This window comes from Secundilactobacillus silagei JCM 19001, from assembly GCF_002217945.1.
GTDB lineage: Bacteria > Bacillota > Bacilli > Lactobacillales > Lactobacillaceae > Secundilactobacillus > Secundilactobacillus silagei.
This window is the reverse complement of record NZ_BCMG01000001.1, coordinates 296,688-317,470: the sequence shown is the minus strand read 5'-3', so window position 1 is coordinate 317,470 and position 20,783 is coordinate 296,688. Positions and strand designations below refer to the sequence as shown.

At 43.8% G+C, this 20,783-nt stretch carries 32 protein-coding genes and 1 pseudogene; 2 read left to right on the top strand and 31 right to left on the bottom strand.

Annotated elements, in window-relative coordinates:
• Positions 1–37: 37 nt before the first annotated feature.
• From rpsK to rpsL, 30 genes are all read right to left on the bottom strand, one after another.
• Positions 38–427: a 30S ribosomal protein S11 gene (gene rpsK, locus CES79_RS01565; protein WP_054653968.1), complete on the bottom strand. Its 390-nt coding sequence runs from the start codon at positions 425–427 to the stop codon at positions 38–40.
• A 27-nt stretch (positions 428–454) separates the two neighbouring features.
• The gene (gene rpsM, locus CES79_RS01560) at positions 455–820 is read right to left on the bottom strand and encodes a 30S ribosomal protein S13 (protein WP_054653966.1); all 366 of its coding nucleotides are present in this window, start codon (positions 818–820) and stop codon (positions 455–457) included.
• 28 nt (positions 821–848) lie between these two features.
• Complete coding sequence (rpmJ, locus tag CES79_RS01555) at positions 849–968, bottom strand: 50S ribosomal protein L36 (RefSeq protein ID WP_089088817.1); 120 nt, start codon at positions 966–968, stop codon at positions 849–851.
• A 46-nt stretch (positions 969–1,014) separates the two neighbouring features.
• Positions 1,015–1,230 carry a translation initiation factor IF-1 gene (infA, locus tag CES79_RS01550; RefSeq protein WP_054653964.1) on the bottom strand — a complete coding sequence of 72 codons (216 nt, stop codon included), beginning with the start codon at positions 1,228–1,230 and terminating at the stop codon, positions 1,015–1,017.
• A 131-nt stretch (positions 1,231–1,361) separates the two neighbouring features.
• Positions 1,362–2,021: an adenylate kinase gene (locus CES79_RS01545; RefSeq protein WP_054653963.1), complete on the bottom strand. Its 660-nt coding sequence runs from the start codon at positions 2,019–2,021 to the stop codon at positions 1,362–1,364.
• A gap of 74 nt (positions 2,022–2,095) precedes the next feature.
• The gene (gene secY, locus CES79_RS01540) at positions 2,096–3,409 is read right to left on the bottom strand and encodes a preprotein translocase subunit SecY (RefSeq protein WP_089136100.1); all 1,314 of its coding nucleotides are present in this window, start codon (positions 3,407–3,409) and stop codon (positions 2,096–2,098) included.
• Positions 3,409–3,846, bottom strand: coding sequence for a 50S ribosomal protein L15 (rplO, locus tag CES79_RS01535; protein WP_054653961.1), 438 nt, complete (start codon positions 3,844–3,846; stop codon positions 3,409–3,411). The genes secY and rplO overlap by 1 nt, the downstream gene beginning before the upstream one ends.
• A gap of 28 nt (positions 3,847–3,874) precedes the next feature.
• Positions 3,875–4,057, bottom strand: a complete 183-nt coding sequence (rpmD, locus tag CES79_RS01530) for a 50S ribosomal protein L30 (protein WP_054653959.1) — start codon at positions 4,055–4,057, stop codon at positions 3,875–3,877.
• A 12-nt stretch (positions 4,058–4,069) separates the two neighbouring features.
• Complete coding sequence (gene rpsE, locus CES79_RS01525; RefSeq protein WP_054653957.1) at positions 4,070–4,573, bottom strand: 30S ribosomal protein S5; 504 nt, start codon at positions 4,571–4,573, stop codon at positions 4,070–4,072.
• A 20-nt stretch (positions 4,574–4,593) separates the two neighbouring features.
• Positions 4,594–4,959, bottom strand: a complete 366-nt coding sequence (gene rplR, locus CES79_RS01520; protein WP_054653955.1) for a 50S ribosomal protein L18 — start codon at positions 4,957–4,959, stop codon at positions 4,594–4,596.
• Positions 4,960–4,993: 34 nt separating this feature from the next.
• Entirely contained in the window at positions 4,994–5,527 is a 534-nt protein-coding gene (gene rplF, locus CES79_RS01515; RefSeq protein ID WP_054653953.1) for a 50S ribosomal protein L6, read from the bottom strand.
• Positions 5,528–5,557: 30 nt separating this feature from the next.
• On the bottom strand, positions 5,558–5,956 hold the full coding sequence (gene rpsH, locus CES79_RS01510) for a 30S ribosomal protein S8 (RefSeq protein WP_089136099.1): 399 nt from the start codon (positions 5,954–5,956) through the stop codon (positions 5,558–5,560).
• A 29-nt stretch (positions 5,957–5,985) separates the two neighbouring features.
• Entirely contained in the window at positions 5,986–6,171 is a 186-nt protein-coding gene (locus CES79_RS01505) for a type Z 30S ribosomal protein S14 (RefSeq protein ID WP_089088826.1), read from the bottom strand.
• Between the two features lie 13 nt (positions 6,172–6,184).
• Complete coding sequence (gene rplE / locus CES79_RS01500) at positions 6,185–6,727, bottom strand: 50S ribosomal protein L5 (RefSeq protein ID WP_054653949.1); 543 nt, start codon at positions 6,725–6,727, stop codon at positions 6,185–6,187.
• 25 nt (positions 6,728–6,752) lie between these two features.
• The gene (gene rplX, locus CES79_RS01495; protein WP_089136098.1) at positions 6,753–7,064 is read right to left on the bottom strand and encodes a 50S ribosomal protein L24; all 312 of its coding nucleotides are present in this window, start codon (positions 7,062–7,064) and stop codon (positions 6,753–6,755) included.
• 30 nt (positions 7,065–7,094) lie between these two features.
• The gene (gene rplN / locus CES79_RS01490) at positions 7,095–7,463 is read right to left on the bottom strand and encodes a 50S ribosomal protein L14 (RefSeq protein WP_054653945.1); all 369 of its coding nucleotides are present in this window, start codon (positions 7,461–7,463) and stop codon (positions 7,095–7,097) included.
• Positions 7,464–7,516: 53 nt separating this feature from the next.
• On the bottom strand, positions 7,517–7,783 hold the full coding sequence (rpsQ, locus tag CES79_RS01485) for a 30S ribosomal protein S17 (RefSeq protein WP_054653943.1): 267 nt from the start codon (positions 7,781–7,783) through the stop codon (positions 7,517–7,519).
• A gap of 26 nt (positions 7,784–7,809) precedes the next feature.
• Positions 7,810–8,004, bottom strand: a complete 195-nt coding sequence (gene rpmC, locus CES79_RS01480) for a 50S ribosomal protein L29 (protein ID WP_054653941.1) — start codon at positions 8,002–8,004, stop codon at positions 7,810–7,812.
• Positions 7,994–8,428, bottom strand: a complete 435-nt coding sequence (gene rplP, locus CES79_RS01475; protein WP_054653939.1) for a 50S ribosomal protein L16 — start codon at positions 8,426–8,428, stop codon at positions 7,994–7,996. Before rplP ends, rpmC begins: the two co-directional genes overlap by 11 nt.
• Before the next feature lies 1 nt (position 8,429).
• Positions 8,430–9,098: a 30S ribosomal protein S3 gene (gene rpsC / locus CES79_RS01470; protein ID WP_054653937.1), complete on the bottom strand. Its 669-nt coding sequence runs from the start codon at positions 9,096–9,098 to the stop codon at positions 8,430–8,432.
• Positions 9,099–9,110: 12 nt separating this feature from the next.
• On the bottom strand, positions 9,111–9,458 hold the full coding sequence (rplV, locus tag CES79_RS01465) for a 50S ribosomal protein L22 (protein WP_054653935.1): 348 nt from the start codon (positions 9,456–9,458) through the stop codon (positions 9,111–9,113).
• A gap of 16 nt (positions 9,459–9,474) precedes the next feature.
• Positions 9,475–9,789, bottom strand: coding sequence for a 30S ribosomal protein S19 (gene rpsS, locus CES79_RS01460; protein WP_089136097.1), 315 nt, complete (start codon positions 9,787–9,789; stop codon positions 9,475–9,477).
• A 45-nt stretch (positions 9,790–9,834) separates the two neighbouring features.
• Entirely contained in the window at positions 9,835–10,671 is an 837-nt protein-coding gene (gene rplB / locus CES79_RS01455) for a 50S ribosomal protein L2 (RefSeq protein WP_054653931.1), read from the bottom strand.
• Positions 10,672–10,698: 27 nt separating this feature from the next.
• The gene (gene rplW / locus CES79_RS01450; protein ID WP_089136096.1) at positions 10,699–10,986 is read right to left on the bottom strand and encodes a 50S ribosomal protein L23; all 288 of its coding nucleotides are present in this window, start codon (positions 10,984–10,986) and stop codon (positions 10,699–10,701) included.
• The gene (gene rplD / locus CES79_RS01445; RefSeq protein WP_054653929.1) at positions 10,986–11,609 is read right to left on the bottom strand and encodes a 50S ribosomal protein L4; all 624 of its coding nucleotides are present in this window, start codon (positions 11,607–11,609) and stop codon (positions 10,986–10,988) included. Before rplD ends, rplW begins: the two co-directional genes overlap by 1 nt.
• Positions 11,610–11,626: 17 nt before the next feature.
• Entirely contained in the window at positions 11,627–12,262 is a 636-nt protein-coding gene (rplC, locus tag CES79_RS01440; protein WP_089136095.1) for a 50S ribosomal protein L3, read from the bottom strand.
• A gap of 54 nt (positions 12,263–12,316) precedes the next feature.
• Positions 12,317–12,625 (bottom strand): 30S ribosomal protein S10, encoded by a 309-nt coding sequence (gene rpsJ / locus CES79_RS01435; protein WP_089088837.1) that lies wholly within the window; start codon positions 12,623–12,625, stop codon positions 12,317–12,319.
• A 335-nt stretch (positions 12,626–12,960) separates the two neighbouring features.
• Complete coding sequence (gene fusA / locus CES79_RS01430) at positions 12,961–15,060, bottom strand: elongation factor G (protein WP_054653923.1); 2,100 nt, start codon at positions 15,058–15,060, stop codon at positions 12,961–12,963.
• 156 nt (positions 15,061–15,216) lie between these two features.
• Positions 15,217–15,687 carry a 30S ribosomal protein S7 gene (gene rpsG / locus CES79_RS01425; protein WP_054653921.1) on the bottom strand — a complete coding sequence of 157 codons (471 nt, stop codon included), beginning with the start codon at positions 15,685–15,687 and terminating at the stop codon, positions 15,217–15,219.
• Between the two features lie 39 nt (positions 15,688–15,726).
• The gene (rpsL, locus tag CES79_RS01420; RefSeq protein WP_054653919.1) at positions 15,727–16,140 is read right to left on the bottom strand and encodes a 30S ribosomal protein S12; all 414 of its coding nucleotides are present in this window, start codon (positions 16,138–16,140) and stop codon (positions 15,727–15,729) included.
• A gap of 278 nt (positions 16,141–16,418) precedes the next feature.
• Here rpsL and CES79_RS13170 point away from each other — a divergent pair.
• Positions 16,419–16,658: pseudogene (locus tag CES79_RS13170) on the top strand (prepilin peptidase); the annotation flags it as partial.
• A gap of 33 nt (positions 16,659–16,691) precedes the next feature.
• Complete coding sequence (locus tag CES79_RS13050; protein WP_225362279.1) at positions 16,692–17,087, top strand: hypothetical protein; 396 nt, start codon at positions 16,692–16,694, stop codon at positions 17,085–17,087.
• A gap of 49 nt (positions 17,088–17,136) precedes the next feature.
• On the opposite strand, the gene rpoC is transcribed toward CES79_RS13050, so the two are convergent.
• Positions 17,137–20,781, bottom strand: coding sequence for a DNA-directed RNA polymerase subunit beta' (gene rpoC / locus CES79_RS01410; protein ID WP_054653915.1), 3,645 nt, complete (start codon positions 20,779–20,781; stop codon positions 17,137–17,139).
• Between the last annotated feature and the right edge of the window lie 2 nt (positions 20,782–20,783).

Here is a 20,783-nt window from a genome sequence, read left to right as displayed (position 1 = left end):
CCATCATGTAGTCGTATGCCCACTAAAACGGGATACACTATACTCGACGGCGCTTCGGAGGACGAGAACCATTATGAGGAACTGGAGTTACGTCCCGAATGGCAGTTACTTCAAGACCAGTTGATTGTAAAGCACGGATAGCGGCTTCACGACCTGAACCTGGACCCTTAACAGCAACTTCAACAGTCTTCATACCATGTTCCATTGAGTTTTTAGCAGCAGCTTCAGCAGCCATTTGTGCAGCAAATGGTGTTGACTTACGACTACCCTTAAAACCTAATGAACCAGCAGATGACCAAGCAATTGCGTTACCTTGCATGTCAGTAATCATGACCAGAGTGTTGTTAAATGTTGAATGGATGTGAGCAACACCAGACTCGATATTCTTCTTTACGCGGCGTTTGCGCGAAGTTTTTCTAGTTGCCATAAAATGTCTAAACCTCCTTTTAGATAATTATTTCTTTCTACCTGCAATCGAAGTCTTTTTACCTTTACGAGTACGGGCGTTGTTCTTCGTGTGTTGGCCACGAACGGGCAAACCACGACGGTGACGCATACCACGGTATGAACCGATTTCTTGCAGACGCTTGATGTTTAAGCTAACTTCACGACGTAAGTCACCTTCAACTTGGTAGCTGTCAACAGCTGCACGAATTTTATCTTCGTCTTCAGGGGCCAGGTCACGGACGCGAACGTCTGGTGATACACCGGTCTCCTTGATGATCTTTTCAGCAGTGGTGTTACCAATTCCGAAAATGTAAGTTAAGCCAATGACGATTCGCTTGTCACGTGGCAAGTCAACTCCAGCAATACGAGCCATTAAGTTGCACCTCCTATATTATTATGAATTATTTACCTTGACGTTGTTTGTGCTTAGGGTTAGCTGAGCAAATAACCATTACTCGACCCTTACGCTTGATAATCTTACAATGATCGCACATTTTCTTTACAGATGGACGTACTTTCATGAGAATCAAAACCTCCTATAGTCCTAATGCAAACCAAAAAGCCAATTTACTTAAACCGATAAGTGATTCGGCCCTTGGTCAAATCATACGGTGACATTTCAACAGTAACACGGTCCCCAGGAAGAATCCGGATGTAATGCATCCGAATCTTACCAGAAACGTGTGCTAAAATTTCATGATCATTTTCAAGTTTAACTCGAAACATTGCGTTTGGCAGTGTTTCGGTAACTTTACCTTCAACTTCGATGACGTCTTTTGCCACGAATGTACCCCCTTGAGTGATTTATGACTATGATTAATAGTACCCGGACTGCCCCAATTTAAAATGAGGCTAACCTGAGTTAGTTTACCACACCATAACTTTTGAAGCAAGAACTTCTATACTGAGGGCATTTAGGCAAGTTGACTAAGAATCGCTTTAATGTCTTTGTAGACATCTTGGATATCACGATCACCATCAACGGTGTGAAGGACGTTCTTCTTTTGATAGAAATCTACCAATGGTGTGTTCATCTTCATGTTCACATCCAAACGATTCTTCACAGTTTCAGGCTTATCATCTTCTCGTTGATAGAAGTCATGACCGCCGCAAACATCACAAGTACCTGGAACCTTAGTTGGATTGTAAACCTTGTGATAAGTTGCACCGCATGTCCGGCAAATGTAACGGCCAGATAGTCGTTCAATCAAAACATTAGGCTCAACGTGAATGTTGATAACTGCATCCACGTTACGTCCAAGTTCAGATCCAAATTGATCAAGTGCTTCAGCTTGGTCAATTGTTCTGGGATAACCATCTAACATGTAGCCCTTAGCGACATCGTCTTGAGCTAAACGTTCTTTAACGATCCCGTTAGTCACTTCATCTGGAACCAATTCGCCCTTATCAATAAACTTCTTAGCAGCAAGTCCCATCTCAGTTTCATTTTTCATGGCTTCACGGAAAATGTCACCGGTTGAAATATGCTGAATATCAAAGTCTTCGACAATCTTTTGAGCTTGAGTTCCCTTACCTGCGCCAGGCAAACCCATTAAAATTAAATTCATTGACATGTTTGTTTCCTCCTAGCAGTTCTCTTTAATGACAAGATGGTGTGCTGAACCAGGTCATCACACCATTACTCGTCTCATTCAGCTGGACGGGGATCTTGGATGAAACCAACGTAAGTCCGTTTCATCATAAGCCCTTCGACCTGTTGAATCGTTTGAATCGCAACACCGACTACGATAAGTAGGCTGGTACCGCCAAGTCCAATCGATTCATTCAGATTCCAAACGTTTTGAGCAACTAGTGGAATCAAAGAAACCAACCCCAAGAACAGTGCCCCGACAGTACTCAAACGCATCAATAAGTTTGACACGTAAACTTGAGTTTCATGACCGGGCCAGACACCAGGAATATAACTCCCTTGCTTCTGTAAGTTCTCGGATAATTTTTCAGGGTTAACCTGAACGAATGCATAGAAGAACGTGAACAGAATAATCAAAATCGTATATAAGATTGCTCCGCTCGTCGTCTGCATATTAAAAACATTGGTCAATACTTGATACCAGGTATCTTCGGAATGGTTATTGGCAAACGCCATCAAAACCGTTTGTGGCGTTGCAATAAACGAACTTGCGAAAATAACCGGAATAACACCAGCCACGTTGACCTTCAAAGGCAGGTAACTGCTATCTGGATCACCAGAAACACGACGGGTATATTGAATTGGAATTTTACGATCAGCTTGTTGAACCCAGGTTACAAAAGTAACGATGATTAGAACAGCAATCACAACGACCAAAACAATTAAAGCACCCTTCCACCAATCTGATGCGCTTAAATTCTGCAAGTAAGTCTGATATAGCTGATAGGCACCGGTAGGCATTCTGGCAATGATACCCGCAAAGATAATCATTGAAACACCATTTCCCAGGCCATGGTCAGTAATCATATCACCCATCCAAGTGGTTAACATCGTTCCACCGGTCAAGATCAAACCAATCATCGCATACGTTTTAACTCCAGGGTTTTGCACCAAATTCAAACTACTTAAGGTGTTAAATCCAGCAGTAATCCCAATTGATTGCACAAACGCTAGGATAATCGTTAAATAACGCGTGTGTTGGTTCAACTTACGTCGACCAACTTCACCTTGCTTACTCCATTCTACATAACGAGGCACGATGTCCATTTGTAGAAGTTGGATCACAATTTGTGCGGTAATGTACGGTGAAACCCCCATCGCAAAGATCGAATAGTTGGTTAAACCACCGCCACTGAACATGTTTAAAATGCTAACCAATCCTGAAGACGCAACGCTTTGTAATGCCTTTGCGTTAACTCCTGGCACGGTAATGTAGGAGCCAAGGCGAAAGACAACCAAAACCATCAGTGTAAAGAGAATCTTATTCCGAATGTCTTTAACCTTAAACGCGTTTTTCATGGTTGAAAGCATTAAATCACCTCAGTTTTACCGCCTGCAGCTTCAATTGCGGCACTAGCACTTGCAGAGAACTTGTGTGCTTTAACCGTAAGCTTCTTTGAGATTTCTCCGTTACCTAATACTTTGATACCGTCTTTTGCGTTTTTAACAATGCCGGCTTCAACTAATGCTGCAGGAGTAACTTCTGCACCATCTTCGAAACGGTCATTAAGCGTTGAAAGGTTTACTAAAGCATATTCCTTACGGCTCATGTTAGTAAATCCACGCTTTGGAATACGACGATACAGTGGCATTTGGCCACCTTCGAAACCAAGACGGGTATTGCCACGAGCCTTTTGACCCTTTTGGCCACGACCCGATGTCTTACCGTTACCAGCAGAACGGCCACGTCCCTTACGCGCACGCGTAAAACGTGATCCTTCAGACGGTTGTAATTCGTTCAACTTCATGAATGAAGGCACCTCCTTATTAATTAATTTACTTTACTTCTTCTACTTTGATCAAGTGGGCGATTTGGAACAATGCACCACGAGTAGCTGCGTTGTCCGGACGAACAACAGAGCTATTTACCTTCTTTAAGCCAAGAGCTTCAACGATCTTACGTTGTTTAGGAAGACGGTGTGCGACACTGTGAATCAAAGTAACTTTTAAATCAGCCATGTTGAGATCCTCCTATTCAGCTAAGTGTTGAACTGAAACACCACGTAAATCAGCAACTTCTTCAGCACGCTTGAGTTGTTTCAAACCTTCAAACGTAGCACGAATGGCGTTGATTGGTGTATCAGAGCCAAGTCGCTTACTTGTAACGTCAGCAACGCCGGCCAATTCCATGACGGCACGGACAGCGCCACCAGCAGTAACCCCAGAACCTTCAGCAGCGGGCTTCAAAAGAATCCGGCCACCATCATATTCTCCGATGACTTCATGCGGAATGGTAGTGCCAACGATTGGGACTTGGATTAAGTTCTTGCGGGCAGCTTCAACAGCCTTACGAATAGCTTCTGGAACTTCTTGTGCTTTACCAGTACCAAAGCCAACGTGACCGTTGTGATCACCGACGACAACAAGAGCAGCGAAACGCAGACGACGTCCACCTTTTACAACCTTAGTAATTCGGTTGATCGATACAACGTTGTCTTCAAGATCCAACTTTTCAGGATCAATAAACTTTGCCATTAGTGGTTATTCCTCCTTTTTTAGAATTGTAAGCCGTTTTCACGAGCTGCTTCAGCTAATGCTTCAACACGTCCGTGGTATAAGTAACCGCCACGATCGAAAACAACTTGGGAAACTTTTTTAGCAACAGCACGTTCTGCAACAAGCTTACCAACTGCTTTTGCTTGTTCAGTCTTGTTACCTGCAGCTACTTCACTATCTAAAGTCGAGGCACTGACCAGCGTCACACCCGCTACGTCATCAATTACTTGAGCGTAGATGTTCTTGTTTGAACGGAAAACATTTAAGCGTGGGCGCTCTGCAGTACCAGAAATCTTGTTCCGGACACGCATATGACGCTTTTGACGTGTCTTGTTCTTATCTGGTTTCGAAATCAAAATAGTCACCTCTTTAAATTATTTGTGGAATGCTTATGCAGCATTATTTACCAGTTTTACCTTCTTTAAGGGTAATGTGTTCGTTTTCGTAACGAATACCCTTACCTTTGTAAGGTTCTGGTGAACGAACGGCACGGATCTCAGCAGCGAAGTCACCGACTTCTTGCTTGCTAATACCGCTAATGTTGATCGTGTTGTTGTCGGGAACTTCAACCTTTAAAGTTGAAGGAACTTCGATTTCAACAGGGTTGGAATAACCAACACTCAAGATCAACTTACCCTTTAATTGGGCACGATAACCAACACCGACAAGCTTCAAAGTCTTAGCGAAACCCTTAGTAACCCCTTCAATCATGTTGTTGAAGTTGGCACGAGTGGTTCCGTGTAAGGCACGGGTCTTGTTGTTGTTGTCTGGACGGTCGAAGTTAACTTCGCCATCAGCAACTTTCATGGTGATGATTGGTGAGAATGTCCGAGTAATAGTACCTTTAGGGCCCTTTACAGTAACATCATTACCATCGCGTTTAACGTCAACACCATCTGGAACAGTAACAGTCTTATAACCAATACGACTCATTGAGTAGACACCTCCCTGCTTTTTTAAATATTACCAAACGTAGGCGAGTACTTCGCCACCGATTTTCTTTGCGCGTGCTTCTTTATCAGTAATAACACCATCAGATGTTGAAATGATTGCAATTCCTAAACCATTAAGGACCTTAGGAACAGCATCAGATTTAACGTAGGTACGTAAACCTGGCTTTGAAATACGCTTTAAACCTGAAATAACGCGTTGTTTGTCGCGACCGTACTTAAGAAATACACGGATGATACCTTGTTTGTTATCATCGATGTATTCGACGTCGCGTACAAAACCTTCACGCTTCAAAATTTCAGCAATGTCGCGCTTCATTTTTGATGCAGGTACTTCCAATGATTCGTGATATACCATGTTGGCATTACGGATCCGAGTTAAGAAGTCTGCAATTGGGTCAGTCATTGACATTAACGTTTATCCTCCTTTGTAATGAAATCTTACCAGCTAGATTTTCTCATGCCAGGAATTTGACCCTTGTGGGCAAGTTCCCGTAAGCAAAGTCGGCATAAGTGGAATTTGCGATAAACTGAATGTGGACGGCCACAACGTTCGCAACGTGTATAAGCTTGTGTCGAGTACTTAGCTGGACGCTGACTCTTAACAATTAATGATTTTTTAGCCACAATAATACCCTCCTTACTTAGTAAATGGCATGCCAAGCTGCGTTAACAACTCGCGTGATTCTTCATCTGTATTTGCAGTCGTGACAACAACAATGTCAAGACCACGAACACGGTTAACTTTATCATAATCGATTTCTGGGAAAATCAATTGTTCACGAACACCGAGCGTATAGTTACCACGACCATCAAAGGCGCGAGAACTAATACCATGGAAGTCACGAACACGTGGTAATGAAACGTTAACTAACTTGTCCAAGAAATCATACATCCGTTCGCCACGTAATGTAACCTTAGCACCGATAGCGTTACCTTCACGTAAACGGAAACCGGCGATTGACTTCTTAGCTTTAGTAATCAAAGGCTTTTGACCTGCAATCAAGCCAAGTTCTTCAACTGCTTCATCCAAGTTTTTAGCGTTTGTAGTTGCATCACCAACACCCATGTTTAAGACGATCTTGTCCAACTTAGGTGCTTGCATGATTGAAGAGTAGTTGAACTTTTCAATCATTGATGGAACGATTTCTTTGTTGTACTTTTCTTCTAAACGATTAGCCATTAGTTAATTTGTCCTCCTTCCTTGATTACTTGTCGATGGTTTCGCCGCTTTTTTTAGCGAAACGAACCTTCTTGCCATCTTCTACGCGGAAACCAACACGGGTTGGTTCGTTGGTAGAAGGGTCAAGGAACATCACGTTAGATACTTGAATTGGTGCTTCAGTATCAATGATGCCACCTTGAGGATTGCTTTGAGAAGCTTTTTGATGCTTCTTGATCATGTTGACACCTTCGACGATGACACGGTTCTTATCGTTAAGGGTCTTAGTAACAGTTCCTTCTTTACCCTTATCTTTACCGCTGATCACGCGAACTTTATCACCAGTTTTAATGAACATCCTGTTTGGCACCTCCTTAATTTCGAACGATTAGAGCACTTCTGGTGCAAGAGAGACAATCTTCATATAATCGTTGTCACGCAATTCACGCGCAACTGGTCCGAAAATACGAGTACCTTGTGGACTCTTGTCATCACGGATTAATACCGCAGCATTTTCATCAAATTTGATGTATGAGCCATCGGCACGACGTACACGAGAAGTCGTACGTACGACAACTGCTTTGACGACGTCACCCTTTTTGACAACGCCACCTGGTGTTGCTTGCTTAACAGTTGCAACGATAACGTCACCAATGCTTGCATAACGCCGCTTTGAACCACCCAGAACTTTAATAGTTAAAATTTCCCGGGCACCAGAGTTATCAGCGACTTTTAAACGAGATTCTTGTTGGATCACGTTAGTGTCCTCCTTTCACTTCTAAGTAAAACAGAATACGATAAATGTCGAAACTAGATTGTAACTGACTTTTCAACAACTTTAAGAAGTCGGAAACGAACAGTCTTTGATAACGGACGTGTTTCCATGATTTCAACATAGTCGCCCATTTTGGCTTCGTTGTTTTCATCACGAACTTTGTACTTCTTAGTGTACTTGATCCGCTTACCATATACTGGATGCATTTTGGTAGTTTCAACGGCTACCGTAATCGTCTTTTCCATTTTGTCAGAAACGACGCGGCCACGGTATGTCTTACGAGCGTTACGTTCTTCAGCCATTAATTATTCCTCCTTTATCGTATTCTTTACTTGTTTAACTCTTGTTGACGAAGCACAGTTTTGATCCGTGCAATGTCTTTACGAACCTGCTTCAAACGTGCAGTGTTTTCAAGTTGACCAGTAGCCAATTGGAAACGAAGGTTGAACAGTTCGTCTTTGTAGCTCTTTTCTTTTTCAAGCATTTCAGCAGTGGTTAATTCTTTAATATCTTTAGCCTTCATTTGATTCGCCACCTACTTCCTCGCGAGGGATAACCTTCGTGCGAACTGGCAATTTCATAGCTGCTAAGCGTAATGCTTCATATGCAGTTTCCTTTGAAACGCCACCGACTTCGAACATTACCTTTTCACGTTTAACTGGTGCAACCCATCCTGCTGGGGCACCTTTACCATTACCCATACGAACACCAACACCTTTTTCAGTGTAGGATTTGTGAGGGAAAATCTTGATCCAAACTTTACCGCCACGCTTCATGTAACGTGTCATGGCAACACGGGCTGCTTCAATCTGACGGTTTGAGATCCAGCTGGAATCTAATGCTTGTAAACCGTAATCACCGAAAGCAACTGACTTGCCACCTTTGGCAGTGCCACGTAACTTACCACGATGTTCACGACGGTGCTTTACTCGCTTTGGTACTAGCATGCTATTTCCCTCCTTGCTCGTTATTTTTATTAGCGTCAGGCTTGTCAGGCAAAATTTCGCCACGGTAGATCCAAGTCTTAACACCTAATGATCCATAAGTTGTGTGTGCTTCAACCCAAGCGTAATCGATGTCTGCACGTAATGTATGCAGAGGAACGGTTCCATCTGAGTAAGATTCAACACGAGACATATCAGCACCGTTTAAACGACCGGCAACTTGGGTCTTAATACCCTTGGCACCAGAACGCATAGTCCGTTGCATTGATTGACGCATAGCACGACGGAAGGCAACACGGCCTTCAAGTTGACGTGCAATGTTTTCACCAACTAATTTAGCATCTAAATCAGGTTTCTTGATTTCGATGATGTTGATGTGTACTCGTTTGCCAGTTAAGTTGTTCAATTCCTTACGGAGATTTTCAACTTCTGACCCACCCTTACCAATAACCATACCAGGCTTAGCAGTGTGAATTGAAATGTTGACGCGGTTAGCGGCACGTTCAATTTCGACTGTTGATACTGAGGCATCAGCAAGGCGCTTTTCGATATATTTGCGGATTTTGAGGTCTTCGCCTAAGTAGGCAGCAAAGTCTTTTTCAGCATACCACTTTGCTTCCCAGTCGCGAATAATGCCGACACGCAATCCGGTTGGATTAATCTTTTGACCCACGCGTTATCCCTCCTATTTTTCAGATACGACTACAGTGATGTGACTTGTACGCTTATTGATTGGTGAAGCAGAACCTTTGGCACGGGGACGGAACCGCTTAAGGGTTGGTCCTTCGTCGACAAAGGCTTCGCTGACAACCAAATCAGCACGGTCCAAGTCAAAATTGTTTTCAGCATTTGCAACTGCTGACATTAACACTTTTTCAACGATTGGTGAAGCACCACGAGGGGTGAACTTCAAGATAGCAATCGCTTCAGCCACGCTTTTGCCTCTGATAAGATCAATGACAAGGCGGACCTTACGTGAGGCAACTCGAACTGTTTTCGCAGTTGCCTTTGCTGATGTAACTTGTTCAGCCATTAGCTAATCCTCCTTATTATTTTGCAGTTGGTGCAGCCGATGCAGCCGGTGCAGCAACAGCAGTCTTCTTATCGGTACCAGCATGACCACGGAAAGTACGAGTAGGTACAAATTCACCTAACTTGTGACCAACCATGTCTTCTTGAATATATACTGGAACGTTCTTACGGCCATCGTAAACAGCGATTGTGTAGCCAATAAAGCTAGGGAAAATCGTTGAACGACGTGACCAAGTCTTGATAACACTCTTCTTATCTTGATCCTTTTGGGCATCAATCTTTTTCAGAAGATGTGCATCAGCGAATGGTCCCTTTTTTAAACTACGACTCATTAGATTACCCTCCTTACGAGTGAGATTGCTTATGCAGCAAGCTTATTACTTCTTGTTCTTACGACGAACAATAAACTTGTTGGAACGTGCTTTGGTAGAACGAGTCTTCTTACCAATAGTCTTCTTGCCCCATGGTGATAATGGTGACGGACGACCAATTGGTGCTTTACCTTCACCACCACCATGAGGGTGATCGTTAGGGTTCATTACAGAACCACGAGATTGTGGCCGCTTGCCGACCCAACGGTTACGTCCGGCTTTACCAACGTTGATCAATTCGTGTTCTTCGTTACCAACGATACCAATTGTGGCACGGTTGCCAGCTAAGACCATCCGAACTTCGCCAGAAGCTAAACGGACCATTGCGTACTTACCGTCTTTACCAAGCAATTGTGCGCCAGCACCAGCTGAACGAACTAATTGACCACCCTTACCAGGCTTCAATTCAATGTTATGAATGTTAGTACCAACAGGGATGTCTTCCAATGGTAATGCGTTACCGACCTTGATATCTGCATCGGGACCTGATTGAACTTGATCGCCAACCTTGAGGCCTTTAGGTGCTAGGATATAAGCTTTAGTACCGTCAGTGTAAACTAACAGTGCAATGTTAGCAGTCCGGTTAGGATCGTATTCGATGCCCTTAACCGTAGCAGTAACGTTGTCTTTTGTACGCTTAAAGTCGATGATCCGGTATTGAGTCTTGTTACCGCCGCCACGGTGACGAACCGTCTTCTTACCGCGGTTGTTACGGCCGGCAGTGTGACTTTTTGATTCTAGTAATGACTTTTCAGGCTTTGACTTAGTGATAACTTCACTGTAGTCAAGGCTGGTCATATTACGCCGACCATTGCTGGTTGGTTTGTATACTTTAATCGCCACGTTGATTCCCTCCTATATTATTATTTGTTATTCTTCGCCAAATAACTTAATTTCTTTTGAATCTGCTGATAAAGTGACAACAGCCTTACGACGCTTCTTAGTGTAGCCTTCGTAACGGCCCTGACGCTTTAACTTACCCTTGACGTTCATGATGTTAACTTTAACAACTTTTACGTCAAAGATTTCTTGAACAGCATTTTTAACTTGAGTCTTCGTGGCACGAACGTCCACGTCGAATGTATAACGCTTGTCGTCAAACAAAGCAGTAGATGCTTCAGTAATGACTGGGCGTAAAATAATTTCGCGTGCTTCCATTATGCGAGCACCTCCTCGATCTGAGAAAGAGCAGCTTGAGTTAACACAAGTTTGTCATTGTTGATGACATCCAAGACGTTAATTCCTTTGGCGTCGATTACTTGAACATTTGCCAAGTTACGAGCAGCCATTTCTGCATTCTTGTTATCTTCCTCAAGAACCACTAAAGTCTTTGTTGAAACGTTTAAACTAGATAATGATTTCGCAAAATCCTTGGTCTTTGGTTGGTCGAAGTTAAATGCGTCAACAACAACTAAAGAACCGTCAGCAACCTTCTGTGAAAGCACTGACTTCAATGCCAAACGCGTAACCTTCTTTGGAAGATGGTAAGCGTATGAACGAGGTGTTGGGCCAAAGATAGTTCCACCGCCTACCCAAATAGGTGAGCGAGTCGAACCGGCACGGGCACGGCCTGTACCCTTTTGACGCCAAGGCTTCTTACCACCACCACGAACTGCACTACGGTTCTTAACCGCATGAGTTCCTTGGCGTTGTGAAGCACGTTGCATCAAAACAGTATCAAACACGACGTTTTCGTTTGGTTCGATACCAAAGATAGCATCGTTTAATGTGACGTCACCATTTTGGCTACCGTCTTGCTTAAATAATGTAACACTAGTCATTTACGTTTCCTCCTTTCTTATTTCTTAGGTGCGCGAACGGCACTCTTGATTTCGATGAATGATTTGTTAGCACCAGGTACGTTACCGCTGATCAACAAAACGTTGTTGTCAACATCGGCACGAACGACCTTTAAGTTTTGGATAGTCCGAGTGTTATTACCCATCCGGCCAGGTAATTTCATACCCTTGAAGACCCGGTTGATAATTGAACCCAGAGAACCTGGACGACGGTGATAACGAGAACCGTGGGTTTCTGGTCCACGAGATTGTCCATCCTTGTGTACGTTACCTTGGTAACCATGACCCTTTGTTGTACCAGTGACATCAACATAGTCGCCGGCATCAAAGATGTCTGCCTTAACTTCGTCTGCTACCTTGTAATCTCCCAGCTCAACATCCTTGATTTCATGAACGAAGCGCTTAGGAGTCGTGTTTGCTTTTGCTACATGACCTTTTTCGGGTTTGTTGCTTAAAACATCGCGTTTGTCTTCGTAGCCTAATTGGATCGCGTTGTAACCGTCGTTTTCAACTGTCTTAACTTGTAACACAACGTTAGGAGTAGTTTCAACAACAGTAACTGGGATCAATTCGCCATTATCAGTGAAGACTTGCGTCATCCCTACTTTTTTGCCTAAGATTCCTTTAGTGGTCATGAGTACACCTCCGATATAATGTAATTTTTTGTCCTAAAACTGTCTGAAGCTAAATTATAATTTGATTTCGATATCCACACCTGAAGGCAAGTCTAACTTCATTAATGAGTCGACCGTCTTTGGTGTTGGGTTAACAATATCGATTAACCGTTTGTGAGTGCGCATTTCAAATTGTTCACGCGACTTCTTAAACTTATGTGGTGAACGAAGCACCGTATAAACTGTCCGGTCTGTTGGTAATGGAATAGGACCAGAAATTTCTGCACCTGTACGCTTTGCAGTTTCAACAATCTTTTCTGCAGATTGGTCAAGAATGCGGTGTTCGTAAGCCTTCAAACGGATACGAATTTTTTGTTTTGCCATTGGATTCCCTCCTTACGTCTATTTTAAAAATAAGACTAACTCCGTGAAAATTACCGTCACACCCCGTGGCAAAGCGGCCGGGTGTGCCGCAACCTTTCACATCATCGCTTTGCTATGCGATTCCGGAGCATAGTTATGCCCTCGAAATACAGCACCTATATATAATACTAAATAAATACCGGTTTGACAAGGATTATTGGGATGTTTTTTAAATTGACCCCTTAATGGGTCGAAATAATCGTCCAGATAATTCATAAAAATTTAATTTTACGTTTCTTCTATTGTATATGTACTAAAAAAGACGCTGCAAAAATGCAACGTCTTTTTCGAAGAAATTATTCAGCAGCAGGAGTGCCGCCGTTCTTCTTGATAATATCAGCTTGAATTGACTTAGGTACGGCTTCGTAGTGATCAAAGGTCATTGTAAAGGTACCACGACCTTGTGATGCAGAACGAAGAGTAGTAGCGTAACCGAACATTTCAGCCAATGGGACAAATGAATGAATCAATTGTGCGTTCCCACGTGCTTCCATACCGTCAACACGACCACGACGTGCAGTAACTTGGCCCATGATGTCACCCATGTATTCTTCAGGGACAACAATTTCAACCTTCATGATTGGTTCCAAGATAACTGGGTCAGCCGTCTTAGCAGCGTTACGTAAAGCCATTGAAGCGGCAACCTTAAAGGCAGCTTCACTAGAATCGACTTCATGGTAACTACCATCGTATAACTTGGCCTTCAAGTCAATTAATGGGTAGCCGGCAAGGACACCGTTAGCCATTGATTCCTTGATCCCTTGTTCAACTGATGGGATGTATTCACGAGGAACAACACCACCAACAATGGCATCTTCGAATTCGAATCCTTTACCTTCTTCATTAGGGGTGAATTCAACCCAAACATCACCATATTGACCTTTACCACCAGACTGACGAACGAACTTACCTTGTGCAGAAGTTTGCTTAGTGAAGGCTTCACGATAAGAAACTTGAGGTGCACCAACGGTAGCTTCAACCTTGAATTCACGTTTCATACGATCGATGATAATATCCAAGTGAAGTTCACCCATCCCAGCAATCAAAGTTTCACCAGTTTCAGGGTTAGTTTCAGCCTTGAAAGTAGGATCTTCTTCAGAAAGCTTTTGTAAGGCGTTGTTCATCTTATCTTGGTCAGCCTTAGTCTTAGGTTCAACGGCAACCTGAATAACTGGATCAGGGAAGTCCATTGATTCCAAGTGTAATGGGTGATCAACATCGGTCAAAGAATCACCAGTAGTGGTGTTCTTCAAACCAATAGCGGCAGCGATATCACCAGAGAAGACTTCTGGGATTTCTTGACGGTGATTAGAATGCATTTGCAGCAAACGACCAACACGTTCACGCTTGTCCTTGGTAGCGTTCAAAACGTATGAACCTGATTCCAAGGTACCTGAGTAAACCCGGATGTAGGTCAAACGACCAACGAATGGGTCAGTGGCGATCTTAAATGCCAAAGCAGCAAAGTTAGCGTCATCGTTAGCTGTCAGTTCAACTTTTTCACCAGTATCAGGGTCAGTCGCGTTGTAAGGCTTAACGTCCAATGGTGAAGGTAAGTAGTCAACTGTGGCATCCATCAGCATTTGAACACCCTTGTTCTTGAAAGCTGAACCAGCAAGTACTGGGAAGATTTCAAGGTTCAAGGTTGCTTTACGGATAGCAGCCTTTAATTCGGCAACTGGAATGTCCTTACCATCAAGGTACTTTTCCATGATGTCGTCATCAACGTCAGCGATTTCTTCGATCATCGCTTCACGACGCTTTTTAGCTTCTTCCTTGTAATCGTCAGGAATGTCAACAGTATCCCATTCTGAACCAAGCTTATCTTCGTCGTAGATGTCGGCTTTCATATCAAGTAAGTCGATAACACCTTCGAACTTGTCTTCAGCACCAATTGGCATCTGAACAGCTAAAGCGTTGGCTTGCAGACGGTCCTTGATGGTTTGTACTGAATAGTCAAAGTCAGCACCGATCTTATCCATCTTGTTAACGAACACGATACGGGGAACATCATAGTCGGAAGCTTGACGCCAAACCGTTTCAGTTTGGGGTTCAACACCGGCTTGGGCATCCAAGACCGCAATCGCACCATCAAGCACACGCAGTGAACGTTCAACTTCAACGGTGAAGTCCACGTGTCCTGGGGTATCGATAATGTTGATCCGGTGACCCTTCCATTCAGCAGTAGTGGCTGCAGAAGTGATCGTGATCCCACGTTCTTGTTCTTGTGCCATCCAGTCCATTTGTGAAGCACCATCATGGGTTTCACCAATCTTATGAATTTTACCAGTATAGTACAGGATCCGTTCAGTGGTAGTTGTCTTACCAGCATCGATATGCGCCATGATCCCGATATTACGGGTCTTTTCTAGTGGAAAAGCTCGTGTATTAGCCATGTTAAATCTGTAACTCCTCTCAAGTTTAATCACATTTAATAAAAGGGATGGCTAAATTAAAAAATAATTATAGCCACCCCAACAAATCACTATCAACATTTAACTAGCTTGTGCGTAACCACAAATAGTGGTGCTGACAGCAAACAGTTTTGCAAATTACCAACGGTAATGAGCAAATGCACGGTTGGCATCGGCCATCTTATGCGTGTCTTCACGCTTCTTAACAGATGCACCAGTATTGTTGGCAGCATCCATGATTTCGCGAGCTAACCGTTCAGTCATCGTGTGTTCACCACGCGAACGTGAGTAGTTAACGATCCAACGAAGGCCTAATGTTGACCGACGTTCTGGACGAACTTCGATTGGAACTTGGTAGTTAGAACCACCGACACGGCGAGCCTTAACTTCCAAGACCGGCATAACGTTCTTCATTGCTTCGTCAAAGACTTCAACGGGATCGTTATTAGTTTCTTTCTTAATTAAATCAAATGCACCATAAAGAATTTGTGATGCAGTGCCTCGCTTACCATCTAACATCAAGTGGTTGATCAAACGGGTAACCATCTTTGAGTTGTAGATTGGGTCAGGAAGGACTTCACGTTTTTGGACGTTTCCTTTTCTTGGCATTACTTATATCCTCCTTGTTGGAACTTAGTGTTTAAGTTTTTATTCCTTAGGTTTCTTGGTACCGTACTTAGAACGAGATTGACGACGGTCTTCAACGCCGGCAGTATCCAAAGCACCACGGATAACATGGTAACGAACACCAGGTAAATCCTTAACACGGCCACCACGAATTAAAACAACACTATGTTCCTGAAGGTTATGACCGATACCAGGAATGTATGCTGTTACTTCGATCAAGTTAGACAAACGAACACGTGCGTACTTCCGCAAAGCTGAGTTAGGCTTCTTTGGTGTCATCGTACCAACACGAGTTGCTACACCACGCTTTTGTGGTGCAGGGTTGCTAACTTGTTGCTTCTTGAAACTGTTATACCCGTAGTTTAAAGCTGGGGCATCTGATTTAGAACTTCTAGATTTACGACCTTTACGAACCAATTGGTTGATTGTAGGCATCTAAGAGTCCTCCTTCCTTATTCGAGTTATTTTAAGTCCACACATCCAGGTGATTCATTTTTGGGCAAAAATAAAAGCGGATGTTGATCCTTTATCGTGCCATGTTTTCCGTCAGCATGTCTGCAAAGCAGAAACCGGTCTACAAAAAGCACCTTTAAAAGAATACCACGCTTCGTCGTTTAATGTCAACGCCAAGTGCCAAACATCCGCAAAAAACAACGTTATTCCGTGAAAATGATTACCGCCTTAAAAACCGTAATTAGGATTGAGGTGATCAAATGGTCTTAATTCAATTTATCGTCGGTACTATCCTGGGTTCTTTTTTATTCGCCAATTATTCCAGGCTGGTCGGGGGCAAAAGTCTTTGGCACCCTGCCCGATCAGCATGTGATAACTGTGCTACCACCATTTTCTGGTTTGATTTAGTCCCAATTCTTTCCTATTTAAATCTACGTGGTCGGTGTCGCTCATGCAGCCACCAAATTTCACCAGCAACCATTTTTTGTGAATTATTTTTTGGCAGTCTCGTATCTTGCTGGCAGCCCACCATCATGAGTACCTGTTACCTACTGGTTGGCACCCTATTATTTTTCATGGCCGTGGCCGATGCGGCCCACTTTGAATTTTCAGCCCTCTATAGCTACTGTTTGATGACTTGCTCGACTTTAGTATACACCCTTTATCAGCCACATCATTTGCTGTTTACCGGTCTGATAGTCATCTGGCTGTTAAGTCAATTTTTTGACCCTCATCTGTCTTGGATCGGTTCAGGTGATTTAGACGCTTTTCTTGGTTTATTTTTGTTACTCGGTTTAACGCCGTTTGCTTGGCTACTGCTATTCAGTAGCAGTCTGGGACTGATAGCCAGTCAGATACTGCACCAACACCGCCTGCCCTTTATGCCGTTTATTGCAACCAGTTACCTGTTCATACTCTTTTTTATCTAACACAAAAAAGCGACTAGCCTCAACAGCTAGTCGCTTTCTATAACCAAATTTACTTAGCTTCTTCCTCTTTCATCTTGCGTTCTAACTCATTAATTGAGTAGACGCCGTCAGTAGAAGATCCGCCAACTTCTTTTGGCTTGATCTTACGGTAATTAGGCATCCCAGTACCAGCTGGAATGATCTTACCAATAATAACGTTTTCTTTAAGACCGACCAATGGATCGTTCTTACCGCGGATAGCAGCATCCGTCAATACTCGAGTCGTTTCCTGGAATGAGGCAGCTGACAAGAAACTGTTTGTTTCAAGAGCGGCCTTGGTGATCCCAAGGATAACGGGACGAGCAGTGGCAGGCGTGCCACCAGAAATCAACGTCTTGTAGTTATGGTCACGGAAATCATCGATATCCATCAGGGTACCAGGTAAGACATCCGTATCAGCTGGATCCATGATCCGAACCTTACGAAGCATTTGACGAACCATGATTTCAATATGCTTATCCAAGACAGCCACACCTTGCATCCGGTAAGTCTTTTGAACTTCACTTAGCAAGTAGCTCTCAGTAGAAAGCACATCGCGGACCCGAATCAATTCCTTAGGATCAACTGACCCTTCGTTAAGCGCAGCACCACGGTGGACGAAGTCGCCTTCAGTCACCTTCAGCTGAGCCGTAATTGGAAGTGTGTAACTTCTCGTGTCAGCTTCACCCTTAATGGTGATTACCTTAGTCCGTTCTGCTGGGTTTTCTTCGATTGATTCAACCGTACCAGTAACTTCAGTGATCTCAGCTTTACCTTTAGGGTTCCGGGATTCAAAGATTTCTTGAACACGAGGAAGCCCTTGGGTAATATCTTCGTTTCCGGCAACACCACCGGTATGGAAGTTACGCATGGTTAATTGCGTACCAGGTTCACCGATTGATTGTGCGGCAACAGTCCCAACTGCTTCACCAACTTCAACTTGATCCCCAGTAGCCATGTTACGACCGTAGCAACGTTCGCAGACCCCGTGAGACGTGTTGCAAGTAAAGACGGAACGAATTGTAACTGATTTAATACCAGCGTCAATGATCCGTTGCGCAGTGGTTTCGTCAATCATCTTGTTAGCACTGATGATCACTTCACCAGTCTTAGGATCATTGACCGTCTTCATGGTGTAACGACCTAAGATCCGATCGTATAATGGTTCGATCATTTCGTTACCATTCTTGATATCAGTAACGGTCAAACCACGATCAGTTCCACAGTCTTCTTCACGAACGATAACGTCTTGAGCCACATCAACCAGACGACGGGTTAAGTAACCTGAGTTGGCAGTCTTCAAGGCGGTATCGGTCATCCCTTTACGGGCACCATGGGTAGAAATAAACATTTCCAAAACAGAAAGGCCTTCACGGAAGTTTGCGGTGATCGGCAATTCCATGATCTCACCGTTAGGAGCGGCCATCAAGCCACGCATACCGGCAAGTTGCGTAAAGTTAGAAATGTTACCACGGGCACCAGAATCACTCATCATGTAAATTGGGTTTTGCGGATCGAAGTTATGGATCAGCTTGTCTTGCAAGGTATCCTTAGCATCGTTCCAAACACCAATAACACGTTCGTAGCGTTCGTGGTCGGTAATCAAACCACGACGGAACTGTTTCGTGATGGTAGCCACTTGTTTGTGGGCAGCATCAATAATTTCAGGCTTATCAGGAACTTCGGTAACGTCAACGATTCCGACGGTTAAGCCTGACTGCGTTGATTTGTCGTAACCTAAGTCCTTCATACGGTCAAGCAGCAGTGACGTTTCAGTCACTTTGTACTGCTTGTAAACTTCAGCGATAATGTCACTCAAGAAACCTTTGTTAAATGGCTTGACCAGTTCAGCATCCTTGAGATAATCATGAATATCTTCACCCTTATCCAAGAAGTACTTATCTGGCACATGGCCGTTTAAGTTAGTATCCGTTGGTTCATTCAAGTATGGGAATGATTGTGGCAAAATACCGTTGAAGATCAGTTTACCAACACTGGTAACCATGATCTTAGACTTTTGTTCGTCAGTAAATGGCTTGCCCTTCAAAGATGAAGTTTGAACCCCAACACGTGAATGCCAGTGAACTAACCCGTTACGGTAAGCAAGTACCGCTTCGTTAGTATCTTTAAAGATCATACCTTCGCCTTCACGGCCAACTTCTTCCAAAGTCAGGTAGTAGTTACCGATAACCATATCTTGAGATGGTGTCACAACGGGCTTCCCATCCTTAGGTGCCAGAATATGGTGGGCAGCAAGCATCAGCAAACGTGCTTCAGCTTGGGCTTCATCAGATAGCGGCACGTGAATGGCCATTTGGTCACCATCAAAATCGGCGTTGTAAGCTTCACAAGCTAATGGGTGTAACCGCATTGACTTACCACTTACCAGCACTGGTTCGAAGGCTTGAATCCCCAAACGGTGAAGCGTAGGTGCCCGGTTTAACAGAACAGGGTGTTCTTTAATGACATCTTCAAGCACACTGTAAACATCTTCATCTTCACGATCGATCTTACGCTTAGCGTTCTTAATGTTAGAAGCTAACCCGCGGCTAACTAATTCCTTCATGATGAACGGCTTGAAGAGTTCCATTGCCATTGGCACTGGCAGACCCATTTGGTTCATCCGTAATGAAGGTCCCACATCAATAACAGAACGGCCTGAGTAATCAACACGCTTACCCAGTAAGTTTTGACGGAATCGACCTTGCTTCCCTTTCAGCATATGTGAAAGAGACTTCAATGGCCGGTTACCTGGACCAGAAACTGGACGGCCACGACGACCGTTATCGATCAAAGCATCAACGGCTTCTTGCAGCATCCGCTTTTCGTTTTGAACGATGATACCAGGTGCATGCAGGTCTAACAAACGCTTGAGACGGTTGTTACGGTTGATCACACGACGGTACAAATCGTTCAAGTCAGAAGTGGCGAAACGGCCACCTTCCAATTGAACCATTGGCCGTAAGTCAGGTGGGATAACCGGAATAGCATCCATTACCATCCACTCCGGCTTATTACCAGACGTCACGAAGGCTTCCAGAATGTCCAAACGACGAACGGCACGCGTCCGTTTTTGACCAGTGGCTTCCTTCAAAGCTTCCTTTAATTCTGAAACTTCTTTATCTAAATCAACATCGCGGAGTAATTTCTTAATGGCTTCAGCACCCATTTCGGCGTTGAATCCATTACCATACTCAGCTTTCTTTTCACGGTATTCACGTTCGGAAAGCAGCTGCTTCTTTTCAAGCGGTGTGTTACCTGGTTCAAGCACAACGTATGAAGCAAAGTAGATGATTTCTTCAAGTGAGCGTGGGCTCATGTCGAGGACAAGACCCATCCGGCTTGGAATACCCTTGAAGTACCAAATATGGGTAACCGGCGCAGCTAATTCAATGTGTCCCATTCGTTCACGACGAACCTTTGAACGGGTAACTTCAACGCCACAACGGTCACAAACGACCCCCTTGTAACGAATCCGCTTGTACTTACCACAAGCACATTCCCAATCTTTAGTTGGGCCAAAGATACGTTCATCGAACAGTCCGTCTTTTTCTGGCTTTAGAGTTCGGTAGTTGATGGTTTCTGGCTTCTTGACTTCGCCATATGACCAGCTCCGAATCTTGTCAGGCGATGCAAGTCCAATTTGCATGCTTTCGAACTTATTGACATCGACCAATG

Excerpts from the sequence above, each read along its gene's own strand:
- rpsK (WP_054653968.1), bottom strand. The coding sequence starts at position 427 with ATGGCAACTAGAAAAACTTCGCGCAAACGCCGCGTAAAGAAGAATATC.
- rpsM (WP_054653966.1), bottom strand. The coding sequence starts at position 820 with ATGGCTCGTATTGCTGGAGTTGACTTGCCACGTGACAAGCGAATCGTC.
- rpmJ (WP_089088817.1), bottom strand. The coding sequence starts at position 968 with ATGAAAGTACGTCCATCTGTAAAGAAAATGTGCGATCATTGTAAGATT.
- CES79_RS01545 (WP_054653963.1), bottom strand. The coding sequence starts at position 2,021 with ATGTCAATGAATTTAATTTTAATGGGTTTGCCTGGCGCAGGTAAGGGA.
- secY (WP_089136100.1), bottom strand. The coding sequence starts at position 3,409 with ATGCTTTCAACCATGAAAAACGCGTTTAAGGTTAAAGACATTCGGAAT.
- rplO (WP_054653961.1), bottom strand. The coding sequence starts at position 3,846 with ATGAAGTTGAACGAATTACAACCGTCTGAAGGATCACGTTTTACGCGT.
- rpmD (WP_054653959.1), bottom strand. The coding sequence starts at position 4,057 with ATGGCTGATTTAAAAGTTACTTTGATTCACAGTGTCGCACACCGTCTT.
- rpsE (WP_054653957.1), bottom strand. The coding sequence starts at position 4,573 with ATGGCAAAGTTTATTGATCCTGAAAAGTTGGATCTTGAAGACAACGTT.
- rplF (WP_054653953.1), bottom strand. The coding sequence starts at position 5,527 with ATGAGTCGTATTGGTTATAAGACTGTTACTGTTCCAGATGGTGTTGAC.
- rpsH (WP_089136099.1), bottom strand. The coding sequence starts at position 5,956 with ATGTCAATGACTGACCCAATTGCAGACTTCTTAACTCGGATCCGTAAT.
- rplE (WP_054653949.1), bottom strand. The coding sequence starts at position 6,727 with ATGGCTAATCGTTTAGAAGAAAAGTACAACAAAGAAATCGTTCCATCA.
- rplX (WP_089136098.1), bottom strand. The coding sequence starts at position 7,064 with ATGTTCATTAAAACTGGTGATAAAGTTCGCGTGATCAGCGGTAAAGAT.
- rpsQ (WP_054653943.1), bottom strand. The coding sequence starts at position 7,783 with ATGGCTGAAGAACGTAACGCTCGTAAGACATACCGTGGCCGCGTCGTT.
- rpmC (WP_054653941.1), bottom strand. The coding sequence starts at position 8,004 with ATGAAGGCTAAAGATATTAAAGAATTAACCACTGCTGAAATGCTTGAA.
- rplP (WP_054653939.1), bottom strand. The coding sequence starts at position 8,428 with ATGCTAGTACCAAAGCGAGTAAAGCACCGTCGTGAACATCGTGGTAAG.
- rplV (WP_054653935.1), bottom strand. The coding sequence starts at position 9,458 with ATGGCTGAACAAGTTACATCAGCAAAGGCAACTGCGAAAACAGTTCGA.
- rpsS (WP_089136097.1), bottom strand. The coding sequence starts at position 9,789 with ATGAGTCGTAGTTTAAAAAAGGGACCATTCGCTGATGCACATCTTCTG.
- rplW (WP_089136096.1), bottom strand. The coding sequence starts at position 10,986 with ATGGAAGCACGCGAAATTATTTTACGCCCAGTCATTACTGAAGCATCT.
- rplD (WP_054653929.1), bottom strand. The coding sequence starts at position 11,609 with ATGACTAGTGTTACATTATTTAAGCAAGACGGTAGCCAAAATGGTGAC.
- rplC (WP_089136095.1), bottom strand. The coding sequence starts at position 12,262 with ATGACCACTAAAGGAATCTTAGGCAAAAAAGTAGGGATGACGCAAGTC.
- rpsJ (WP_089088837.1), bottom strand. The coding sequence starts at position 12,625 with ATGGCAAAACAAAAAATTCGTATCCGTTTGAAGGCTTACGAACACCGC.
- fusA (WP_054653923.1), bottom strand. The coding sequence starts at position 15,060 with ATGGCTAATACACGAGCTTTTCCACTAGAAAAGACCCGTAATATCGGG.
- rpsG (WP_054653921.1), bottom strand. The coding sequence starts at position 15,687 with ATGCCAAGAAAAGGAAACGTCCAAAAACGTGAAGTCCTTCCTGACCCA.
- rpsL (WP_054653919.1), bottom strand. The coding sequence starts at position 16,140 with ATGCCTACAATCAACCAATTGGTTCGTAAAGGTCGTAAATCTAGAAGT.
- CES79_RS13050 (WP_225362279.1), top strand. The coding sequence starts at position 16,692 with ATGAGTACCTGTTACCTACTGGTTGGCACCCTATTATTTTTCATGGCC.